This window comes from Ezakiella peruensis (assembly GCF_900215725.1).
Taxonomy (GTDB): Bacteria; Bacillota; Clostridia; order Tissierellales; family Peptoniphilaceae; genus Ezakiella; species Ezakiella peruensis.
The window spans coordinates 725349-748229 of record NZ_LT962469.1; the positions used below are offsets into that span (position 1 = coordinate 725349).

At 29.6% G+C, this 22881-nt stretch carries 27 protein-coding genes; all 27 read left to right on the forward strand.

Annotation, left to right across the window (positions count from 1 at the left end):
• The first annotated feature begins 2 nt into the window (after positions 1-2).
• The 27 genes from CUU59_RS03530 (at position 3) to CUU59_RS03660 (ending at position 22877) form a co-directional block, all read left to right on the forward strand.
• Positions 3-710, forward strand: coding sequence for a response regulator transcription factor (locus CUU59_RS03530; protein ID WP_245870543.1), 708 nt, complete (start codon positions 3-5; stop codon positions 708-710).
• Entirely contained in the window at positions 676-2646 is a 1971-nt protein-coding gene (locus CUU59_RS03535; protein ID WP_099950625.1) for a sulfatase-like hydrolase/transferase, read from the forward strand. The genes CUU59_RS03530 and CUU59_RS03535 overlap by 35 nt, the downstream gene beginning before the upstream one ends.
• 88 nt (positions 2647-2734) lie before the next feature.
• Positions 2735-5410, forward strand: coding sequence for a cation-translocating P-type ATPase (locus tag CUU59_RS03540; protein WP_099950626.1), 2676 nt, complete (start codon positions 2735-2737; stop codon positions 5408-5410).
• Between the two features lie 152 nt (positions 5411-5562).
• Positions 5563-6267 carry a hypothetical protein gene (locus CUU59_RS03545; protein ID WP_099950627.1) on the forward strand — a complete coding sequence of 235 codons (705 nt, stop codon included), beginning with the start codon at positions 5563-5565 and terminating at the stop codon, positions 6265-6267.
• Positions 6268-6280: 13 nt separating this feature from the next.
• Positions 6281-6622, forward strand: a complete 342-nt coding sequence (locus CUU59_RS03550) for a type II secretion system protein (RefSeq protein ID WP_099950628.1) — start codon at positions 6281-6283, stop codon at positions 6620-6622.
• Between the two features lie 37 nt (positions 6623-6659).
• Entirely contained in the window at positions 6660-7085 is a 426-nt protein-coding gene (locus CUU59_RS03555; protein WP_169922845.1) for a hypothetical protein, read from the forward strand.
• Complete coding sequence (locus CUU59_RS03560) at positions 7085-8332, forward strand: hypothetical protein (protein WP_099950630.1); 1248 nt, start codon at positions 7085-7087, stop codon at positions 8330-8332. The genes CUU59_RS03555 and CUU59_RS03560 overlap by 1 nt, the downstream gene beginning before the upstream one ends.
• Positions 8319-9623: a hypothetical protein gene (locus CUU59_RS03565; protein WP_099950631.1), complete on the forward strand. Its 1305-nt coding sequence runs from the start codon at positions 8319-8321 to the stop codon at positions 9621-9623. Before CUU59_RS03560 ends, CUU59_RS03565 begins: the two co-directional genes overlap by 14 nt.
• Complete coding sequence (locus tag CUU59_RS03570; RefSeq protein WP_099950632.1) at positions 9607-10062, forward strand: prepilin-type N-terminal cleavage/methylation domain-containing protein; 456 nt, start codon at positions 9607-9609, stop codon at positions 10060-10062. Before CUU59_RS03565 ends, CUU59_RS03570 begins: the two co-directional genes overlap by 17 nt.
• Positions 10055-10378 carry a prepilin-type N-terminal cleavage/methylation domain-containing protein gene (locus CUU59_RS03575; protein ID WP_099950633.1) on the forward strand — a complete coding sequence of 108 codons (324 nt, stop codon included), beginning with the start codon at positions 10055-10057 and terminating at the stop codon, positions 10376-10378. Before CUU59_RS03570 ends, CUU59_RS03575 begins: the two co-directional genes overlap by 8 nt.
• Positions 10347-10907, forward strand: a complete 561-nt coding sequence (locus CUU59_RS03580; RefSeq protein ID WP_169922846.1) for a type II secretion system protein — start codon at positions 10347-10349, stop codon at positions 10905-10907. Before CUU59_RS03575 ends, CUU59_RS03580 begins: the two co-directional genes overlap by 32 nt.
• Before the next feature lie 64 nt (positions 10908-10971).
• Positions 10972-11856, forward strand: a complete 885-nt coding sequence (locus CUU59_RS03585) for a hypothetical protein (protein WP_146036067.1) — start codon at positions 10972-10974, stop codon at positions 11854-11856.
• 56 nt (positions 11857-11912) lie between these two features.
• Positions 11913-12470 (forward strand): elongation factor P, encoded by a 558-nt coding sequence (gene efp, locus CUU59_RS03590; protein ID WP_099950636.1) that lies wholly within the window; start codon positions 11913-11915, stop codon positions 12468-12470.
• Between the two features lie 12 nt (positions 12471-12482).
• Positions 12483-12800 (forward strand): CD1247 N-terminal domain-containing protein, encoded by a 318-nt coding sequence (locus CUU59_RS03595; protein WP_099950637.1) that lies wholly within the window; start codon positions 12483-12485, stop codon positions 12798-12800.
• A gap of 21 nt (positions 12801-12821) precedes the next feature.
• The gene (locus tag CUU59_RS03600) at positions 12822-13202 is read left to right on the forward strand and encodes an Asp23/Gls24 family envelope stress response protein (protein WP_099950638.1); all 381 of its coding nucleotides are present in this window, start codon (positions 12822-12824) and stop codon (positions 13200-13202) included.
• Positions 13203-13237: 35 nt separating this feature from the next.
• Positions 13238-13648: a transcription antitermination factor NusB gene (gene nusB, locus CUU59_RS03605; protein WP_099950639.1), complete on the forward strand. Its 411-nt coding sequence runs from the start codon at positions 13238-13240 to the stop codon at positions 13646-13648.
• The gene (gene xseA / locus CUU59_RS03610) at positions 13641-14822 is read left to right on the forward strand and encodes an exodeoxyribonuclease VII large subunit (protein ID WP_099950640.1); all 1182 of its coding nucleotides are present in this window, start codon (positions 13641-13643) and stop codon (positions 14820-14822) included. Before nusB ends, xseA begins: the two co-directional genes overlap by 8 nt.
• Before the next feature lie 9 nt (positions 14823-14831).
• Positions 14832-15050: an exodeoxyribonuclease VII small subunit gene (gene xseB, locus CUU59_RS03615; protein ID WP_099950641.1), complete on the forward strand. Its 219-nt coding sequence runs from the start codon at positions 14832-14834 to the stop codon at positions 15048-15050.
• Position 15051: 1 nt separating this feature from the next.
• Entirely contained in the window at positions 15052-15861 is an 810-nt protein-coding gene (locus CUU59_RS03620) for a polyprenyl synthetase family protein (protein WP_169922847.1), read from the forward strand.
• 12 nt (positions 15862-15873) lie between these two features.
• Positions 15874-17541, forward strand: a complete 1668-nt coding sequence (gene recN / locus CUU59_RS03625; protein ID WP_099950643.1) for a DNA repair protein RecN — start codon at positions 15874-15876, stop codon at positions 17539-17541.
• A complete protein-coding gene (locus CUU59_RS03630) occupies positions 17542-18063 on the forward strand; it encodes an NUDIX hydrolase (RefSeq protein ID WP_099950644.1) in 522 nt (173 codons plus the stop codon).
• Entirely contained in the window at positions 18063-19349 is a 1287-nt protein-coding gene (locus CUU59_RS03635) for a thymidine phosphorylase (RefSeq protein ID WP_099950645.1), read from the forward strand. Before CUU59_RS03630 ends, CUU59_RS03635 begins: the two co-directional genes overlap by 1 nt.
• Complete coding sequence (locus CUU59_RS03640; RefSeq protein WP_099950646.1) at positions 19349-19942, forward strand: site-2 protease family protein; 594 nt, start codon at positions 19349-19351, stop codon at positions 19940-19942. The genes CUU59_RS03635 and CUU59_RS03640 overlap by 1 nt, the downstream gene beginning before the upstream one ends.
• Positions 19939-20643 carry a segregation and condensation protein A gene (locus CUU59_RS03645; RefSeq protein WP_099950647.1) on the forward strand — a complete coding sequence of 235 codons (705 nt, stop codon included), beginning with the start codon at positions 19939-19941 and terminating at the stop codon, positions 20641-20643. Before CUU59_RS03640 ends, CUU59_RS03645 begins: the two co-directional genes overlap by 4 nt.
• 12 nt (positions 20644-20655) lie before the next feature.
• A complete protein-coding gene (gene scpB, locus CUU59_RS03650) occupies positions 20656-21318 on the forward strand; it encodes an SMC-Scp complex subunit ScpB (RefSeq protein ID WP_099950648.1) in 663 nt (220 codons plus the stop codon).
• A complete protein-coding gene (locus tag CUU59_RS03655) occupies positions 21308-22030 on the forward strand; it encodes a pseudouridine synthase (RefSeq protein WP_099950649.1) in 723 nt (240 codons plus the stop codon). The genes scpB and CUU59_RS03655 overlap by 11 nt, the downstream gene beginning before the upstream one ends.
• Positions 22017-22877 carry a MurR/RpiR family transcriptional regulator gene (locus tag CUU59_RS03660; RefSeq protein ID WP_099950650.1) on the forward strand — a complete coding sequence of 287 codons (861 nt, stop codon included), beginning with the start codon at positions 22017-22019 and terminating at the stop codon, positions 22875-22877. The genes CUU59_RS03655 and CUU59_RS03660 overlap by 14 nt, the downstream gene beginning before the upstream one ends.
• The last annotated feature ends 4 nt before the right edge of the window (positions 22878-22881 follow it).

Consider the following 22881-nt stretch of genomic DNA (forward strand, 5'->3'; position numbering starts at 1 on the left):
ATTTGAGGATTTTAATAGTTGATAATGATATTATATCTAGTACAAATCTTCAATATTCATTGACTCAGGATAATTACACTGTTGATTTATCTGCTTCCTTTAAAGAGGCTAAGCATAGGCTTTCAATTAATACTTTTGATATGATTCTTTTGGAGCCTGAAACTGATGGTTCTTCTGATTTAGTAATGGTGCAAAAAATAAGATCATTAACGGACATTCCAATTTTAGTAACAACTAAAAATAAAGATGAGATAAACAAAATCTTAGCTTTTGAATATGGTGCTGATGATTATTTAGTAAAGCCATTTAATATTTTGGAATTAAAAGTGAGGATTAAAGCCATCTTAAGAAGAGTTAAGAGTGCTGATATAAATAATGATAAAGATATTACATTTGGCAATTATCGTCTAAGAACAGTTGGTAGGACGCTTGTAAGAGGAGACGAGGTTGTAAGTTTAACAGGAAAAGAGTTTGACTTATTGTATGTCCTTTCTTCAAAAGCTGGTACTGTCTATTCTAGAGAAGATCTAATGACAGAAGTGTGGGGATATCAATACTTTGGTGATTTGCGAAGCATTGATGTTCATATTAGAAGACTGAGAGAAAAAATCGAAGAAGATAGCAAAAATCCTCAGTATATTAAAACAAAATGGGGAATTGGTTACTATTTTGATAATGATAATGCAGAGGAAAACAATGAAAATAAATAGGCTTAGAGAACTTATATTGTTATTTGTATTAATCTTAGGCTTCAGTACTGCTTATGCTGAAGAGGTTGATTATACAGGTTATGACAAATATTTAAAGAGATTAGATGTAGAAAGTGAATATAAGGGTATTTCAAAAGATAATTCTATAATACTACTACAGGTTGATAGGCTTACTAACGCTTATATTAACAAGAAATACAATGATGTTGAAATCTTGCCTAATATTAATAAATTATTAAAGGAAGAAAATGGAATTTTTTCTTTTGATAATTTTTACGAAAGCTCATTACCTGCAAGTAATGAAAGTGAATTTTCTGTTTTAAATTCACTTTATCCACATCCAAACACAGATAGTCTTGAAAGAAATTTAAGCAAGAAAACAAGAGAGCTTCCAAAAATTTTAGCTGAGGATGGCTATAATACAAAGTATTTGTTTGCAAATAAATTGTATTCTCCTAAAAAGATAGAAATTGCAAAATCACAAGGTTTTAAAGATATATATTATTTTGGTTCATATAATGAGAAGCTTTTTGATAGGATAATGAGCTCTGTTGAAGAAAATAAAAACTTTATATATGCTTTGACAGATTCATCTTCTTATTATGAAGCTAACGATGAATTTAAATTACAAGTTAAGAACGATTTAGCATCAGATATCTTGTATTTAAATTATATGGATAAAAAGATTGGAGAACTTCTTAATTTAATTGAAGAGAAAAATAAAGATGTTACTTTAATAATATATGGAGCTAATGGTAGACCTATATATAACTCCAAGGGTTCTGAAGGAAAAATAAATAATACAATTGAGAGCTTAAATGTACCACTTATTGTAAGGACTAATTCGAGTGTTAAATCAAAAGTCTTTAATCATAGATGCTCTGAGATAGATATAATGCCGAGTATATTACACCTTATTGGATCAAATAAAAACACATACCCAATGATGGGGCAGGTTTTATTTAATCCAAATCTAGGGAAAAGAGATATTTATTTTCAGAATAAACTATCAAAGGGCTCATTTTTGAGTGATAATATACTATTTGTTGTAAATAAACCAAACTTTAAATATCAAGCCTTTGATCTTGCTGAGAATAAGGCCATTGATCCAAAAGAATACTTGGCGAAGTCTCAAAATGCTATTAGTCAAATTGATTTTTCAAATGGTTTGTGTGATTTAGATATAATGGAAGAGCTTTTATCTAATTACAGAAAAAAACATCAAATGAGTTTGCCTTCAGATAAGTCAATTATGCATGCAGGAGGAGAGATTGCTGGACTTGGATATTCAAATATGAAGGAGTCCTTGGATTACAATTACAATAAGGGGAAAAGATTTTTTGAAGTTGATTTTGAAAAAACTAAAGATGGAAAGTATGTTTGCATTCACTCTTGGGATGGTTTTTTAAAGAAATTTTTTGATGTTGATCCTATTAAAGGGGAAAAAAATAATTATCTACCTTTTTCATATAGCGATTTTATGAATTTCAAAGAGGTTCACGGTTATAAGCAAATGGATGTGAAGGATGTAACTAATTGGCTAAACACTCATAAGGATGCCTATATAATTACTGATTGCAAGGGAGATAATAAAGAGCTCATTCAAGAGATAATTAATTCCGGTTTTAAAGATTTAGATAGGATTATTATTCAAATATATAAAGCTAATGAATATGATTATGTATACAATAAAGGTTTTAAAAATATCATATATACTTTATATAGAAGAGATGTATCAGACCAAACTGTGATTGATTTTGCAAAAAGTAAAAAGATTTTTGCTATAACAATGAATGAAGAAAAATATAAAACGGGTATTGGAAAGAAATTGATCGACAACAATATAAAGGTGTTTGTTCATACAGTAAACTATCTAGAAGATGCAAATAAACTCCTAAATGAGGGAGTAAAAATGATTTATACGGATACTTTATAAATAAAAAGCCACAAAATTAATTTTTTGTGGCTTTTATTGATTTAAATATATCTATAAATGGTATCAATATGTAGATAAGGAGGGTAATATGTATCACAATCAAAGGTCTATTGATGTTCTAAAAGAGTTTGATTCTATGGCATCTGATGGCTTAAGCACTGTAGAAGCCAAGGAAAGATTAGAAAAATATGGCTTAAATGAATTTCAAGACAAAAAAAGAAAGACTTTTCTCCAAAAATTTATTGATCAGTTTAAAGATTTTATGATCATTATACTTATTGTTGCGGCTATTATTTCTATTGCTGCTGGAGAAAGAGTGGATGCAATTGTTATTTTAGCAATTGTAATATTAAATGCTTTTCTTTCAATTTATCAAGAAGGTCAAGCAGAAAAATCTCTAGAAAGTTTAAAACAAATGAGTGCACCTGAGGCTAAGGTAATAAGGGATGGTAAAAAAACAGTGGTTCCTGCTAGAGAATTAGTTCCAGGTGATATTGTTATCTTAGAAGCTGGTGATATTATTCCAGCGGACTTAAGATTATTTACTTCAAGTAACTTGAAAGTGGATGAATCAAGTCTAACCGGAGAGAGCGTTGCAGTTGAAAAAAACTCAGAAGCTATTTTAGATAACAATGCAACACTTGGTGATAGGGTAAATATGGCTTATATGTCTACAATTGTAACTTACGGAAGAGGTAAGGGTGTTGTAGTAGGTACAAGTCATGACACTGAAATCGGAAAGATTGCAACTATGATTGAAGAGATAGAAGATGATTTAACACCTCTTCAAAATAAGCTGGATAAGCTTGGCAAGAAACTTGGAATATTAACAATTATTATTTGTGCAATTGTGTTTGCCCTAGGCTTAATTCAAAAACGTGAAGTTATTGATATGCTGCTTGTATCTGTTTCACTTGCTGTTGCGGCTATACCTGAAGGATTACCTGCTATAGTAACAATTGTACTTGCAATTGGAATGGGCAGGATGGTAAAGAAAAATGCAATAGTTAAAAAACTTCTAGCCGTAGAAACTCTAGGAAGTACAACCTATATTTGCTCTGATAAAACAGGAACCCTTACACAAAATGAAATGACGGTAAAAAAAGTTTACTCAGACGGCAAATATTATGATGTCACCGGCACTGGTTATGAACCAGAAGGACAAATTTTAAATAAGGGGAATGAGCTAACTCATGATGAGCTAAACAATTTAAAAGCTCTTTTATATGCATGTATATTAAATAATGACGCAAATTTATTAGAGAATAATAATGTATACACAATTATGGGCGACCCAACTGAAGGTGCTCTAATAACTTTTGCTGGCAAAGCAGGATTTTTAGAAGATGAAGTTGAAGCCGAACAACCTAGAATTGATGAAATTCCTTTTGACTCAGATAGAAAGATGATGTCTACTTTCCATGAAGTTGATAATAGGGTTATTCAATATACAAAAGGTGCACCAGATATAGTTTTATCTAATTGTAGATATATTTATATAGATGGAGAGTTTAAAGAAATAACTGATGAACAAATAGCAGATATTCTTAAAGCCAACTCAACTTTTGCTTCTGATGCACTTAGAGTACTCGGTTTTGCAATCAAGATTTTTGATAAAGATGATTTTAAAAACACTGATAAAAATGAAGAAGATCTAATTTTTATTGGATTAACAGGTATGATTGATCCACCAAGGACAGAGGCAATGCAGGCTATAAAAGAATGTAAAAGAGCTGGGATTCATACAGTTATGATAACTGGTGACCACAGAGAGACTGCTTTCCAAATTGCTAAAGAACTTGGAATCTGTGAAAATCATAATGAAACAATTTCTGGCTCTGAATTGTCTACAATTGCAGATTCAGAATACAATGAATTAGTTAAGAAAATTAAGGTATATTCACGCGTAAGTCCAGAGCAAAAAGTTAAAATAGTTAATGCTTTAAGGGAAAATGGAGAAATTGTTGCCATGACAGGCGACGGTGTTAACGATGCTCTTGCAATTAAGAGAGCGGATATTGGTATATCTATGGGAATAACTGGAACGGACGTTGCAAAAAATACAGCTGATATGGTTCTTACTGATGATAATTTCGCAAGTATTGTAAATGCAGTTGAAGAAGGTAGAATCATATTTGCCAATATACAAAAGTTTGTTGCATTTTTACTATCATGCAATATTGGTGAAATTTTAATTGTATTTTTCGCCATGCTTTTAGGCATGGAAGAGCCATTAAAACCTATTCACCTATTGTGGTTAAACTTAGTTACTGATTCACTTCCTGCATTAGCTTTAGGTGTGGAGCCAGGAGAACCTGGAATTATGGATGAAAAACCAAGATCAAAGGATGATCCAATTATTACTAAAAAAATGGGTGTAGCAATTGTACTTCAATCTTTAGCAATTACAGTCGCTTCACTCTTAGCATTTTATTATGCAAGAAAACTTTATCCAGACTCAATTACTCATGCAAGGACAATTGTATTTGCAACTTTGATAACTAGTGAATTGCTTAGAGCATTTTCAAGTAGATCTTTTGATAGACCAATTTGGAAAATTGGAATTAAATCAAATATGAAAATGGTATATGCTATTTTAATAAGTTTTTTAATGTTAATAGCAGTATTATATATTCCATTCCTTCATGATATATTTGATACCTTCCAACTAGGATTTAAGGATTGGGAGATTGTATTATCGTTTGCTTTTATTCCATTTATAATTGGAGAATTGGTTAAGCTAGTTAGAAATGTTAAACAATAGTAATATAAATATTAAAATAATACAACAAATTGCTTTCGGTGCATATTCTTGCCAGTGAAAGCAGTTGTTAAATAATCTTAACAAAAATATCGGTTGAAAGCCGATATTTTTTTGTTTTTATATTGTATAATGATTTAAGAGGGAGGGAACAAATGGATTCTAATAATTTACAAAACAATTTGTATACTGATAAAACTGATAGAAGAAGTTCCCTTGACGTAAACTATTATATTTGTGATAGAAATAGAGAATTGCTTAAATTTGAGGGTTTTAAATACACCAGTTATAAGAGATTTACAAATGATATGAAGAGGCTCTTGAAAAGGTACGACGTTTCTATTATGAATATAACAAAAACAGTTACCATGTTTTACGACGATATTAGCTCTCTTGACTTAAGGTTGAATATTATAGGATATAATAAAGCTTATTATGATTTTATTTCTATTAATGAAGTAGAGGAAATGGCTTTAAATAAATTTGATTTAGAAAGATTGACCAATTATAATTACCTTTATGAGTACGAATATGAAGATAAGGAAGTCTTAGAACTTAAAGCTTTTTTAAAAAAAGAACTCTTAAAAAAGAAAAAGAACAAAGAGATTCTAAAGAAACTTGTGAACACATTCTCTAGAAAACAACTAAGGCCTTTTATATTTGATTTAAATAATCATTTCGATTCTCAGTATGTAATGGTTGAAAGTGGCATCGAGCCAGAAGAGACTGATTTATCTAGAGAAAATTTAAATCAAATATACTTGAAAACTAAAGATTGTATATCAAAATATGCTCAGGATATATTTTTTGATGCTTATTGGAAGGCGTTAAACCAAAGGGTAATTGATAGGTACAGGTAAGCTGGAGGTTCATATGAAAAGAAAAAAATTAAAAGCTTTTACTTTGATCGAACTTGTTATAGTTCTAGTAATTATTTCTATATTACTTGCCGTAGCTATTCCATCTATAAACAAGTACAAGGAAAAAGCTCAAAGCACCGCTGATAACATGAACATGCTTGCATTAAAAGAGGCGGCAACAATGTATTGTATTGAAAATGGCTGGGATAATAAAACTGAACTAAGTAAAGAGGATTTGGCTCCATTTTTAGAGAGCTCTCTTGATGATAGTGACTCTACGGATAAAGCTAAAAAACTATTAGACTCATATTCTGTTGCAGTTCAGGATAAAAAAGTTATTGTTAAGAAGAAATAGTCCGAAATTATAAAAGATTCTATTTATGAAGTTATATTTGCTTTTAAGAGTATTTATATTATTAATATTAATTTTTATAGCAATTGAAGATATTAAAACAAAGTCCGTATCTTCAATTTTTTTGTATGCTATAAATGTTTTTCAAATTGTTTCTGCATATATGATAAAAGACTCTTTGTATTTTGAAAACAAATTGATTTTTGCTATAGTAATATTTGCTATATACTTTTCCTTTAAATATTTTAGAAGGATGGTCGGTGAGGCAGATATTATTTTTTTATGCCTACAATTAATTTCATTAGATGTAAAATCATTTATTATTTTTTGGTGGATCTACTTAATTATTTCTCTTATTTATGGTATTATATTATATGTAGATAAAAATGATTCACACATACCAATGTTTCCAGCTTTTGCACTTGGAGAGCTTAGTATTATTATTTATCTTGGAGGTATATTATAATGGGTGATATTTTTATTACCAGTTATTTTGCTCAGTATTTCGATGGAGAAGAAAGAAGATATTTCTTTTATGATAACTTATATGATGAAAATGGTGTAATAAATGATGAAGTTCTTACTTTGACACTTAATAAAATAAATAAATTTTTAGAGTGTAAAACATGCAATGTTTATATTTTGGATCCTAACTCTTATATTGAAACATTTAAAAAGAATGAGAACATTAATAATGCCATGCTTTATTTAGATAGGACAAAATACAAATCTATTATAGATACTGATAATACTAATTCTGTTTTTAACTTTGATTTAAAAACTATGGAGGCTTTTCAAAGGGCTTCAGTAGATTTGGGCGTTAATTATAATTTATATAGTTTTTATGACTTACTTAAATCGGAATCAAAAGATGCAAAGAACATTTATTTTATACTTGAAAAAGATTTTTATTTTTTAATGGCTGTTGATAATGGTCATGTAGAAAAGTATTTTTATGATGATAGAAGTTTCTATAATGATAGAGCTAAAAGAAATATAGAGGAAAATGCTGAAAATATAACTGAAGATGAAATTTATGAAAATTTAGATTTTGAATTACTTGCATCTGTATTGGGTGGACTTTTGGAAGACTTAGATAGTCCCTCAGACTATAATTTAAAATTAATTCCTTATAATATCAGTGATAATACAAAAGAATACTTATCAACTTTTGCTTTTAAAAATTTAGAAATTATTAAATACTTTGATATTCCAAGAGTTGGGTTAAACAGTGACCAGAATTTGTTAAATAATTCCAAAAAGAAAGTGAAAAGCCCTCTACTAACAATTTTATTTGTATCTTTATTAGCAATTTTTATTTTTGAAATATATTATATGCAATCTTTGAAATCTAACCTTGAAAATTTGTACGAGGAATATGAAATTATTGAAAATCAGAGGATTGATAATTTAATCAGTAAGGATAATAATATTAAAAATCAAGAAGATAAGCTTTCAATGTTTGAAGATTATGAGCAAACTCTATCAAGCTATCAATTACTTAACGGTGAAAAAATAATCGATATTTTAGAGGAATTAAATTTAGGCTATGAGATAATAAATGCGAGAGTTGTTGGCGGGGAATTAATTGTAACTATAAACAGTTCAGAAGGATTAGATAAGAAGTACTCTGATAAAGTAACTAAGATTAAAAATATGGGTGATACCGCTCAGTATGAGCTAAGCTTTGAGGTGGGAAATGCAGAATATTAATGATAGTATTAATAAAATTAGAATACTAAAAATTACATCCATTATTGCTTTAATTTTGTTATCTATTTTGCTGTTTTTTAAAGGCATCAGACCATTGAAAAAAGATCTTAGCATTATCGATAAAAAAATAAAAGAATCAAGCTTTCAGTTAAGCTCAAATGAAACACCTTCAGAAGAAGAGTTACCAGTAGTAGAATTTGACAACAAAAAATATGATGATTTTTATAATGAGATAGTAGAGTTTTCTAGATTAAATAATCTTGATTATATATCACTAGAAAATACTTATGATAATTTCTATGGAAGCACAAGCACATACCCAATGGTAACTAATACTAGATTAGAAATGAGAGATATTGATTTATTAGATGATTTAAAATCAATCCTTCCAAACAAGCTTCTAGATTTTACTTTAATTAAAGATGATAAAGTGCACATAGATTTAAAGAATTTATTTATATTCGATAAATCATTTAGCCATAAAGACTTGACAATAGATAATCGTCTTATTGAGCTTTCCGAGGTTGATACAGAAGAAACTCAAGGTGAAGACGATGGTGAAACTAATGATTCTAAATTAGAATCAAATTCTAATCTGGGTGTAGGGAGTGATACTAAGAAAGTTGAGAAAAAAGAGGAATTTGCTTTAATAGATTTTAGAGAAGAAGATCTTGATTTATTATGTACTCCAATGCATCAAAACATATCAGTTGAAGGCAAATATCAAGTGACGCCTAATAAAAACTATCGATCATATATCGTTAATATATACAACAATTCTGATGAAAATGGGTCTGCGCTTGTATCATTTAAAAATAAAAGAGTGAAGTTTTTTACAGGTGAAATAGATGTATTGCTAAAATGTGATTTATTTAATAACATTAGCCGTAATTTAGAACTATGCGTCACAGATTATTATGGAGAGATTAAGAATATAAGTGGGAATTACAAGGATGGTAAATTTATTTTCCATGTTGAAGATAAATATAATTTTCCAATAGAAATTTATGGCATAAAATTTAATATTCCTGATAAAAGTTCAACATCTTTTGCACTTGAAAACTTAAATCTTGAAATAAAAAGTGACGTATATAATGAAATACTAAAAAATGGAGTTATACGAACAGTCTCTAAGGAAGGAGAGAATAGTATTGATGAATTTATAGATAGTATTTCTGGTGGAGTAATAAAAGAGGAGTTAATTAACGATAACCAACTGAAGGAAAACGAATTTAAGGATAAAAAAGTTTTCTTGGTTAGATTTAGGAATATATATGAGATCAAAGAATAAATCTGCATTTACAATCTTAGAAATTATAATAGTATTGATTATTATAAGCATATCTTTTTCAATTATATTTTCTTCTAGAGATGCTTATGAAGCATATATGGAGCGGCGAGAAGTTGAGAGGATAAAAAATGCAATGGCAGATGCTTCTAGGATGGCTGCAGGCTCTAAAAGAACGGTGGAGTTAAATGTTTCAGAAGTAGATATGCAGACTCTTACAATTGTTTGTGGAGACTTAAAGAAAGAGTACAAGCTAAAGGGTAATATAAAATTTAAACACCCAGATGGTGAAAAATATTTATTAAAATATAAAATTTACAAGTCTATGGCGCCAAGTGATTCAGGCAGATTTTTTATAAGTGGAGAATATAAGGATTATGAAATAATTTTCACTCCTGTTATTGCAAAATTTAGAGTTGAGGTAAAAGATAAAAATGATTAGACAAAAAAAGAAGAAAAATGGATTTACTTTATTGGAACTATTGATTGTTATTTTAGTTGTTTCAATTTCATTTTCATCTATAGCCTTTTGCCTAAATTCAATAAATAAAAAGCAAAAAGACTTGTATACAAATAATGCTGAGCTTCTAAACATTGAAAATTATATTTATCAATGCCAGGCAAATGGCAGTATAGAGGCAACAGATTTATATAATATTAGCTTAATAAATTCTTTTAATAATATTCGCACTTATAAGTTAGATTACAATAAGGATGGTAAGGATTTTGAAATATGTTTTTCAATCAAAGAAAAATAAGGCAGCATTTACCTTGCTAGAAGTTATAATTTCTATTGTCTTTATATCACTGCTAATGACTGGCTTAATATTTTTTAAAGATGTCCTAACTAATTCTAAAGCAGAAGAAAATAACAAAAATTATTTTGATCTTTTTGATGCCTCGTATTTTATTGCTAATCAAATTAAAATAGCAAATACATACAGTATAGTTGAAATTAAGGATAGATTTAATAGCATTGACAAGCAATATGTTTTTGAGTCATATCCTTTTGAAGATAAAGAAAAGGATATAAAAAAAGAAATAGCTAAAAAGAAAAAAGTTAATTATTATTATTTTGAAAATGATAATGGTAATTTAAAGTATAGGGCTTACAATACTCCCATCAGAGGGAAACTAGTATATAATGCTTTTTCTGACAATATTATTATTAAAAATATAGATACATTTGATCTTTCATATAATGATGGTATTTTTGAAATATATATTAAAGACAAGTTTGGGAATGAAAGTAGAAGAAAAGTTTTGTCTGGGGTCTACAATGAATAAAAAATATAATGGCTCAGTCTTGATATGGTTTATATGTTTTTTAATGTTAATCAGCAGTATAGTAATGATTAAATTAGAGGATGTGTATAGAAAAAATCAAATACTTGAGCTGGAAGTAAAAGGATTTCAAGTCGAACAAGATATATACAGTACAATGCTTTATTTTTTTGAAAAATACAAGGGCAGAATGGTCGAAGATGCTTTTAAAAATATTCATTGGGATACCTTAACAAATCTAAATATGAATAGATACTACCCAAATAATTTTATTAATGAGAAAGTTTCTTTTGAAAGCATGATAGCCCTGGATTCATTTGTTAATTTCAATATGTTTTATAAATCTGAAAGCACATCAATCAACTCAATCTATGAAAATTTTACTGTGGATACAGTCAATAAAATACTGTCGACTTGTAAAGATGAGGTAATAGATAATACATCAGATAATATTTTTCAAAATGAAAAAAATAGGTTGATAAACCAGGCCTTAGAGAATTTAGAGCCATTATATGATGAACAATTTATGACCATTATTGAACTGGAACCTGGTGATAATTATATAACGATTGAAAATTTGCAAATTATTGTAAAAAATGAAGATAGGGAAGTTCTTAAAACACCTTTAACCTTTACAACTTATATAGTAGGACCTGATTCAAATACAAATATTTTCTTTGACTTAAATGATGGTTTTGAGTTTAACCACTTGTATATTTTTAATAACGGAGATGTAAGTTCAAAGCACTTAAAGTTTAATGGATTTTTATGTATAAAATCAGGAAATCTATATATAGATGAATTAGAGGGATCTGGAAGAATTATTATTGATGGATATTTGCAGGCAATCAATAGGGATAAAGTAAATATGGGTGAATTTAATATTGCAAATAAATTTGCTTTAATAAATAGAGTGTTTGCAGATCCAAGGATTATAAATTATAAAAGATAATTGATTATTTTACAATTATATGTTAAAATATCTGTATAAGAAACGGGAGGTTAATTATGATATCAGCAGGTGAATTTAGAAAAGGTGTTACTTTTGTAATGGATGGAGATGTTTGGCAAGTTCTTGATTTCCAACACGTAAAGCCAGGTAAGGGTGCTGCATTTGTAAGTACTAAAATCAGAAATGTTGTTAAAGGTGGCACACGTGAATTAAACTTCAACCCATCAGATAGATACGAAAAGGCCAATATTCAAACAAAAGAAATGCAATACTTATATAATGATGGTGAATTGTATTATTTTATGGATAATGAAACATACGAACAAATGCCACTTGGCAAAGATGCAGTGGAAGAAGCTCTTCAATTTTTAAGAGAAAATGATACAGCTACCATTAGATTTTTTGATGGAAAACCATTTGAAGTCCTAGCTCCAAACTTTGTGGAACTTAAGGTTACAGAAACTGAACCAGGAGTAAAAGGAGATACATCAAGCTCAGCCACAAAATCAGCAACTGTAGAAACTGGTTTTTCATTACAAGTTCCACTATTTGTTGAAAGTGGAGACGTCTTGAAGATAGATACCAGAACTGGAGAATACTTATCTAGAGTATAAAAAGGAGGAGTTATGACTATTAAAAAAGTATCATACTTAAAAGGTTTAGCAGAAGGCTATGGATTAACAGGTGAAGATAGCAAGCTTGAAAAAATTGTTTTAGAAATGCTAGATTGCATGGAAGACATGGCTAATGAAGTAGATTTTTTAAACTCTGATTTTCAAAGCCTAGAAAATTATGTTGAAATGCTCGATGATGATTTAGCTGAGCTAGAAATGCTATTTGAAGATGACGATGATTATTGCTTCGATGAAGATGACGACGATTGGGATGATTTAAATTGGGATGAAGATGACAACGAATCATCCGATGAATCAGATAATTTTTAGTTTTAACTTCTAGGAGGAATTATGAATAATAATGAAAACACAAGCATAGTTCAGGGCAATGTTACTATTTCGGAAAATGTTATTGCTAATATCGCTAGACTTGCTACAGAAGAAATCGATGGTGTTTGTAAAACAGTAAAAACTGTTACTGAAACATTTACTGATATCTTCTCAAATAAACAAAGTCAAGGTGTTAAGGTAAATATTGCTGAAGATATTATCAATTTGGAAATTGCAGTTGAGCTTAACTATGGTGTTGATATTGAAAACACATGTAGAGAAATTCAAAAAAACGTTAAAAACTCAGTAGAATCTATGACAAACTTAGAAGTAGAATATGTTAATGTTTTAGTTACAAGTTTAAACACAGATTCTAACTTTAAAGAGAAAGTGAATGCATAAAGCCCTTAGATAAGGGCTTTTTTTAAGATGATATTATGAGAATAGAAAACAGAAAAAAACATCGTGAAGAAGCTATAAAAATTTTATATGCTATGGAAATAAATAATCAGTTTAATACTGAATTTATTGATAACTATGCAATAAACAATAATATTGAAAAAGACTCTATGTCGTATACATATGAGTTGCTTTTAGAGTATCTGGATAACAAAGATAATATTGAGGATATTATTAATAGAGAAGAAAAAAATTATAAATTTAACAGAATTCCTCTTCTAGACAAGTGTATTGTAAGGCTGGCACTCGTAGAAATTAAATATTTGGACATACCAATTGGAGTGGCGATAAACGAAGCGGTTGAAATTTCTAAAATATATTCAGAAGTAGATTCCTATAAAGTTGTAAATTCACTTTTAGGTAAAATATCGAGGTCTATGAATGATTGAGTTTAGTGTATCTGCAATAAATAACTACATCAAGAATATCTTAGTAAATGATATTAACCTAAGGTCTATTGCTATTGAAGGGGAGGTTTGTGCCTTTAAAGAACCATCTAAAAATGGACATCTATATTTTGAATTAAAAGATGAGGATTCCAGAATTAGATGTGTTTTTTTTAATATACTTAGTAAATATGATGAAATACCTTTTAAAGAAGGCGACAGTGTTACATTAGAGGGTAGAATTGATGTTTATGAAAGAGCAGGCCAGTATCAATTTATTGTGTCCGATGCAAAAGTTCAGGGATTAGGAGATTTATATATAAAATTTTTACAGCTGAAAGAGCAGTTGGAAAAAGAAGGACTTTTTGATATTACAAAAAGGCCACTCCCTTTAAAGCCAAAAAATATTGGTCTTATTACATCCCCATCGGGATCAGCGCTTAGAGATTTCATTTCTGTAATTAAAAGGAGGTATCCTTTAGCAAATATTTATTTGTATCCAGTGCATGTTCAAGGCGTAGAAACTGTAAATGAAGTATGTAGGGCTATCGATTATTTTAATTCTAAAGATCTTGATGTTGTTGTCTTGACAAGAGGTGGAGGAAGCTACGAGGAATTAGCTGTCTTTAATAATGAAAAAATTGCACGCAAATTAGCCGAGTCAATTCACCCCACAGTTTCTGCAATTGGACACGAACCTGATTTTTTAATTACTGATTTCGTTGCTGATTTAAGAGCTGCTACCCCTACAGCCGCCGCGGAACTTATCTCTCCAGATATTTATCAAGATATTTATAATTTAGAAGACAGGCTTGAATTGATGATTAATAACTATTTTATTTATTTCAATGATGAGCGTAAAAATCTTAAAGCGCTTGAAAATATAATTAATCTAAAATCACCTATTAAAAAATTAAAAAATAATAAGGCTCAGTTATTAGAAAAAAATAGAACTTTAAATCAATCCATGAGGTTAATGATTTTAAAATACAAGAATCAACTTAAGGACTATTCGTCTCAATTAATACCATTTGACACACAAAAACTTTTAAAGAAAGGTTATACCATAACTGTTGATGAGGATGGTAAGTTATTATCCGAAAAGTCTAGTTACAATAAGGGCGACAAACTAAAAACTATTTTTGATAAAGGCAGTCTGATTTCTGAAATTATTTAGGAGGAGTATATGGAAAACTTTAATTACGAGGATGGCTTAAACAGAATAAATGAAATAATAGAGCTTCTCGAGTCAGATGATATTCCGTTAAACGAAAGCTACAATCTATTTTTAGAAGCAAAAACATTAATAAAAAAATGTGAAGATTATATTGATGATTGTGAGAAGAATTTTGAAATCTTGATTGAAGATGATAGCATTGATTCAGAGGAAGACCTTGAGTTTTAAGATGGATTTTTCTAATTTTGAAGAGTATTTAATTTTCACACTTGAAAAAATGGAGATTTCAAGTGACAGCTTAAAGTCAGCTATGATATATTCAATTAAAAGAGGGGGCAAAAGGTTGCGCCCTAAGTTTTCTTTGCTTACAGCTAATGCATTTGATATTGATCCAAAGTTAATATATCCTTATGCAGCAGCTCTTGAGATGATTCACGAGTTCTCACTTGTTCATGACGATTTACCGTGTATGGATAATGATGACTATAGGAGAGGAAAGAAAACAACCCATGTAGTTTATGGAGAGACTAGTGCCTTACTTGCAGGCGATGGTCTTTTAAATTTTGCAGCAGAAATTTCTTTTGATGATCTTATGGTTGACAATGACATAAATAAAGTTCGTGCCTACAAATTTTTATTCAACAAAGCAGGGGCTTTGGGAATGATTGGGGGTCAGGCTTTTGAATGTGAAGCGAAGGCAACTAAAGAAGATTATTTTAAAACTATAAATGGAAAGACTGTTGCCTTATTTGAGTGTGCAATTTACGGTAGTGGATTGTACTTAGGATTAGGTGAAAGAGAATTAAATTTATTGGCGAATTTATCAATAAATATTGGTCAGGGATTTCAAGCTATAGATGATAGAAGTGATGAAGATGGCATCTATAAAATTTCAAAAGAAGAGTGCCAGAAAATAATTAACGATTGCAAAAATAATATAGACAGCATTTATAAGTCTTTATCTGAATTAGATGCGTCCGTTAATGGGTATAAAGAGATAACTGATGTATTATTTAATAAGGAATTTATAAACAACTAATTGGAGGAGCTCATGCTTTTAGAATTAAATATTAATAATTTTGCATTAATAAAAAATTCAAGAGTTATGTTTAAACGTGGATTAAATATTTTAAGTGGGGAAACTGGTGCTGGTAAATCTATTGTATTTGAAGCTCTAAGTGTTTGTCTTGGTGAAAGAGCTTCTAAGAATATGATAAAATCTGGTGAAGACCATGCAGTTATAGAGGCGACTTTCTCTGTGAATGAAGAAATTATTCCTACACTAAAAGATTTAGGCGTTTATACAGATGATGAGACTTTTACTATTAGACGAGATATATTTTTAGAATATCCATCCGTATCAAGGATTAATGGTTTTTCTGTTACTATAAACAATTTAAAGCTGATTGCAAATCAGATTTGCAATATTTATGGACAATATGAGCATCAGATTCTTTTAGATACAGACAACTATTTGCCCATGATAGATTCTTTAAGCGATGAAACCATTAACATAAAGAGTCAAGTTGAAGACTTGTTTAAAAAGCAAAGAGCTGCCCAGCAAGAACTCGATAAGCTGATAAAAACATCTGAAAACATTAACCAAGAAATGGACTATTTGGAATTTCAAATAAATGAAATAGAAGCCCTGGAATTAAAAGAGGGTGAAGAGAGCTCTTTAAAAGAAGAGTTAAATAAATTGGAAAACTATCAGCTTATATATAATTCTATTATTAACGCAAAAAATTCTATCGCTGGAGATTTTGAAACAGGTACTGGAGCATTGAGCTCATTAAATGATACTGTATCTTCACTAGGAAAAATAGAAGTTTTTGATGAATCGATATCAGAACTTGCAAAGAGATTGCAAAGCGTTATTTATGAAGTAGAAGATATTTCTGATTCGCTTGACGATTATATGAGTGTTGATTTTGATGAGTCAAGACTCGAACAAATAAACTTTAGATTATCATGTATCCAAGCTATTAAGAAAAAATACAATAAAGATGTTTCTGAGATAATCAGTTATAGAGGTGTCTTACAAGATAATTTAAAAAGTTTAAAGCATATAGAAGACAATATTAAAGCAAAGCAAGATGAGGTAGATTCTTTACAGAGCGAATACAATAAAATTTCTAACCAGCTTTCTAATTTAAGAAAAGAGAATGCTAAAATTTTTGAAGGGAAATTAATGGACGAGTTAAAGCATTTGGATATGAATAATATCTACTTCACGGTTTCTTTTGAAGAGAAGTTTCCCAGCATAGATGGAATAGATAAAATTGATTTTATGGCTATAACTAATAAGGGTGCAAATTTAAAACCACTAAGAGAGATAATTTCAGGTGGTGAAATGAGTAGGTTTATGCTTGCTATAAAAAAGATTTTTGCAAATGATGAGACCAATAAAACTCTTATCTTTGATGAAATAGATTCTGGTTTAAGTGGAAAAGCGGCAAACGCTGTAGGTAATAGACTTTTAGATTTATCAAAGACTAGACAGGTTATTTTAATTTCACATTTACCACAAATTATTGCCAAAGCTGATGTTCATTTCAAAATTCAAAAGTTTAATGACGCTGATGAGACTCAAACACAAATTAGAGAGCTAAATAGAGATGAAAGAATCGAAGAGATTGCAAGGTTATTAAGTGGTGATGTAATCAGCGAAGCTACTTTAAAAAACGCTGAAGAATTGTTAAATGAAAAGAGGGATTAAATGTCAGATTTATATGAAAAGACCATAAAAAGCGATAAGATTTATGAAGGTAAGATTCTAAATTTAAGATTAGATTCAGTTGAGTTGCCTGATAGAAAATATTCAAAAAGGGAAATTGTTGAACACCTTGATGCTTCAGCAATAATTTTAGTCCAAGATGGAAAGCTTTTATTGATTAAACATTTTAGAAATACTGTTAATGATGTAATATATGAAATACCTGCTGGAATGGTAGATGCTGGCGAAACACCTATTGAGGCTGCTAAAAGAGAATTAACAGAGGAAACAGGCATAATCGCATCTGATGTTGAGCTGGTTTATTCTTTGTTTAGTTCTCCTGGATATTCTACTGAAAAAATTAATTTCTTTTTAGCTAAAGGACCATTTGAAAAGGGTGAGCAAAAAGAAAATCTAGAAGTAGAATATATAGACTTGGATAAATTAGGAAAGATGATTGATGATCTAGAAATTATTGACATGAAAACTGTTGTTGCATATTACATTGCAAAGGGGTTGGTTTAATGGATTTTATTTCAATTCTTGAAAAGAAAAGGGATGGACTTTATTTAAATGCTGATGAGATAGATTTTGTTGTTAAAAAAATTGTCGATGGGTCATTACCTGATTATCAATTATCGGCTTTTTTGATGGCAACATATATCAATGGGATGACTGATGAAGAGACATACAACTTAACCATGAGTATGGTTAACAACGGTAGCGTCGAGTATATAGAAGCCATTAGTGAACATTCAGTTGACAAGCATTCTACAGGTGGAGTTGGTGATAAGCTTACATTAGTTATAACACCAATTCTTGCTGCTTATGGAGTGCCAGTTGTTAAGATGAGTGGCAGAGGCTTAGGTATTACCGGCGGTACACTTGATAAACTTGAAAGTATACCAGGTTTTAATATTTATCTTGACCAAGCAGAAATTGAAAAGCAAGCAGAAGAAATTGGTCTTGTTTTAGCTGCACAAACAAATGATTTAGCTCCAGCTGATAAAGTAATATATGCTTTAAGAGATGTTACAGCTACGATTGATTCTTATCCACTAATAGCCTCGTCAATAATGAGCAAAAAATTGGCTATAAAAAATAAAGCGCTTTGCATAGATTTAAAAGTTGGTAAGGGTGCTTTTATGAAGGATCTAGAATCAGCAACAGAACTTGCTAGAATATTTAAATTCATTGCCGATAAAAATAAAAGAGATATCAGTGTTGTGCTTACAGATATGAACAACCCAATAGGCAGATGCGTCGGTAACTCATTGGAAATAATGGAAGTTGTAGATGTATTAAAAGGAAATTTAAAAGAAGAAGTTTATGATATGTCCATTAGATTTGCAGCTGAATCAATACAACTTTTATATCCATCCAAATCTCTTGAAGAGATTATTAAAGAATGCGAAGAATTAATTGACAATGGTTCTGCATATAATAAGTTTGTGGAACTTGTCAAATGGCAAGATGGCGATGCAAGCTTCTTTGATAACATTGAGGCTAGTTTATCAAAAAATAAATATGACGTATTAGCAGATGCTGATGGTTATATAGATTATGATGCACATGCTATCGGTTATTTATCATTAATGTGTGGTGCAGGTAGAAAAACTAAAGAAGATGCTATAGATCATGGTGCTGGAATAAAATTTAATAAAGTTCACGGTGATAAAGTGAACAAAGGTGATATACTTTATTCAATTTATACAGAAAAAGATTTTAAAGATATTGAGGAATTTATTAAAGGATCTTACGAACTCAATAATAGCAAGCAATCCACCGACAGAATTTTAAAGGTGATTTAATGGACGCGATATTAAGTTTTTTAAGATATGCTCCTGCGCTTGTACTAGCTATTGTTATTCACGAATCGGCTCACGCTTTAGCAGCCATGGCTGTAGGTGATAGGAGTGCCAAGGATATGGGGAGGGTTTCACTTAATCCTTTCAATCACCTTGACCCAATAGGATTGATTTCACTATTTATTTTTAAATTTGGTTGGGCAAAGCCAGTTCCTGTTAATCCAGGGAATTTTAAAAATTATAATTTAGGTATGTTTTTGGTCAGCATAGCAGGGATTGTTGTAAATTTTCTATTTGCATTTATTTGTGCAATTATAATTAAAAATAATGTAGTAAGTACAAATTCATATATTTATACTTTTTTGGTAATGTCTATGCTTATTAATCTTAACTTAGCATTTTTTAATCTAATACCATTGCCACCTCTTGATGGCTCTAATATCTTGCTATCATTTTTTAGTCCTAGAACTGCCTATGAGGTTCAAAAGTATTCGAGATATACACAGTTATTGCTTGTAGTATTAATATTTAGTGGATCAATCTCAGATGTTTTAGGACATTTAGTAATGTCCACGATGAATTGGATGTTATCATGAGCCAAAATATACTGGTAAAATTAGACGATTATTCAGGTCCTTTGGATTTATTATTAGATTTAATCAAAAAGAATGAAGTTAACATCTACGATATTCCAATAAATTTTATTACACAGGAGTATTTGGATACTCTTAGACAAAATGCAGATATGGGCATAGAAATTCAAGTTGAATTTTTATATTTGGCGGCCACTTTATTAAATATAAAAACGAAAATGATGCTTCCATCTAAAGATGAAGGGGATGATGATCCTAGGGTTAATCTTGTTGAGCAACTGATTGTTTACAATCGATTTAAGATGACTCAAGCTGACTTGTTTGCTTTATTTGATAATAATTTATTATCTTATGATAAAAATTTAGATGAAGATGTATTTAATACTAATGTTGTATATACAATTAGCTATAATAAGAATAATTTGTTCAATACATTTGAAAGCTTGATTAACAATAAAAAGCAAGCCCTGGAAAGCAATGAAATTTTAATAGTCAAAGAAAGATATAAGACTGAAGATCTGGTCGAGGATATAAAAAATATTTTGCTTAAAGATAATGATGTTTCTTTAAGAAAAATATCTAATAATAAAAATCGTGAATATCTAATTACTGCATTTTTAGCAATTCTAGAATTATTAAATAGCGGATTAATTGTTTGTAAGCAGGAATCAGCATTTACAGATATTTACTTAAGCAAGATTTAAAAGAGGTTTAAAGTGTGTGAAGACAGAATAAAATATAAAAATTCAATTGAGGCTTTACTTTTTGCCTGGGGCGATATGATTGAAATTAGCGAAATATCTAAATATTTTGATATTGAAAAATCTATTGTTGAAGACATTATTTATGAATTAAAAAATGAATATAATGATAGGGGTTTAAGGATTCAAATTATTGGTAAATCGGTTCAGCTAAATTCCAATCCAGAATATAATAAAATAATCTCTGATTTTGGTGTAAAGCAAAAGAAGAGAAACTTATCGAATGCAGCAATGGAAACTCTTAGCATTATCGCATACTTACAACCAACAACCAAGTCTGTAATTGAGCAAATTAGAGGTGTTAAAAGTGATGGATCTGTTAGGACTCTATTAGATAGAGGACTAATAAGAGAAGCTGGAAATTTAAATCAGCCAGGTAGACCTATAGTTTATAAGACTACAGATAAATTTTTAAAGTCATTTGAGATTGAAAATTTAAATTATTTACCAGAACTTGTCGATAAGGAAGAAATCCTTGAGCTATTAAAGATCACAGAAATTGATTTTGACGATATAATTGAAATGGATCCAGTAGAAGAAGACGAGGATAATGTAGAATCTATTTCTAGTGATGTAAATTATAAGAATAATGAGGTAGGAAATTCAAATGAGGCTTAATAAATTTATTTCTAATTCAGGGTACTCCTCAAGAAGAAAAGCTGATGAAATTATTAAATCAGGCCTTGTTACGGTCAATGGTGAGATAATAAAGAATATAGGTCATGATGTAGGAGAAAATGATTATGTAAAAATTGATGGTAAAACAATTCAGTTAAGTCCAGGAAATGTATACTTCGCTTTATATAAACCTAGAGGATATCTATCATCTAATTCTGACATTTACCATGATAAGCTTGCAGTGGATTTAATTAATTATAATAAGAAACTTCAATATGTCGGTAGACTTGATCTAGATAGCGAAGGATTGATCATTTTAACAGATGATGGTGAATTTACAAATATCATGACGCATCCATCTTTTCAAATTAAAAAAACATATTTGGTTTATATAAATGTTTATGTTCCTGATAGAATTATTAAGGAAATTGAAAATGGAGTTAAGCTCGAAGATGGTCTTACTCAAAAATGTATTATAAATGTCAAAAGTAGAAATAAGTATCAAACAAAATTAGAAATTCAAATTTATGAAGGGCGTAATCGACAAATTAGAAGGATGTTTGAAAAGTTTAATTTTACTGTAAATCGATTAATTAGAACTAAGCATGGAGAAATTAGTCTGAACGGACTTACAGAGGGGAAGTATAGACAATTTGATAAAAATGAGTTAAAATATGTTAAGGAGCTACTAAAGATTCATGGCAATAAATGAAAAGAAGTTAAAAAACTTAATTTATGAGAAATATGAAAATCTTAGTAAAGGTCAACAAAAAATTGCTGATTTTATCATTCTAAATTCTAATGAGATGGTTGATATGACAGCTAAAGATTTGGCTTGCAAACTCAAACTTAGCGAATCTACAATTGTTAGGTTCGCTCAAGAATTAGGCTTTGAAGGATACAGAGATCTAAAAGAAATTATAATCGATGATGTAAAAAGCACATCTACATCGATAGATAGGATGAATATTTTTTCTGAAGTAGATGCATATACAAGCTCTATTTACAGCTCGGTTAGTTCAGAGATTTCTTATTTAAAAAAGTTAGAACTTATTGACAAATCTACAGTAAAGGAAATTGTTGAAAATTTTTTAACTGCTAGAAAAATATATTTGCTAGGATGTAGGACTTCTCATTTTCTAGCTTCGTATTTTAATTTTTATTTAAAAATTTTACTTGACAATGTATGCTTGCTGGGAGAAAATGAAACAACAATTTTTGAAGAAATGGTAGATGCAGATGAAAATGATTTATTATTTGTAATCAGCTATCCAAGATATACTAGATTGATGTTAGAAGTTGTACAGCATGCCAAAGATAAGAATGTTAAAATAGCATCATTAACAGATAATGATTCAAATAAATTATCAAAAATGTCCGATTTATCAATTGCAGCAAATAATAATTTGTTGTTTTTTGTAGATTCGCTCGTAGTTCCTATGGCGATAATAAATGGGATTATAGTTGATATAAGCATGAGCAATAGGCAAAATACAATCAATAGCCTATCTCAAATGGAAGACCTGTGGAAAAAATATAATATATTTGACACAGAATGATTTA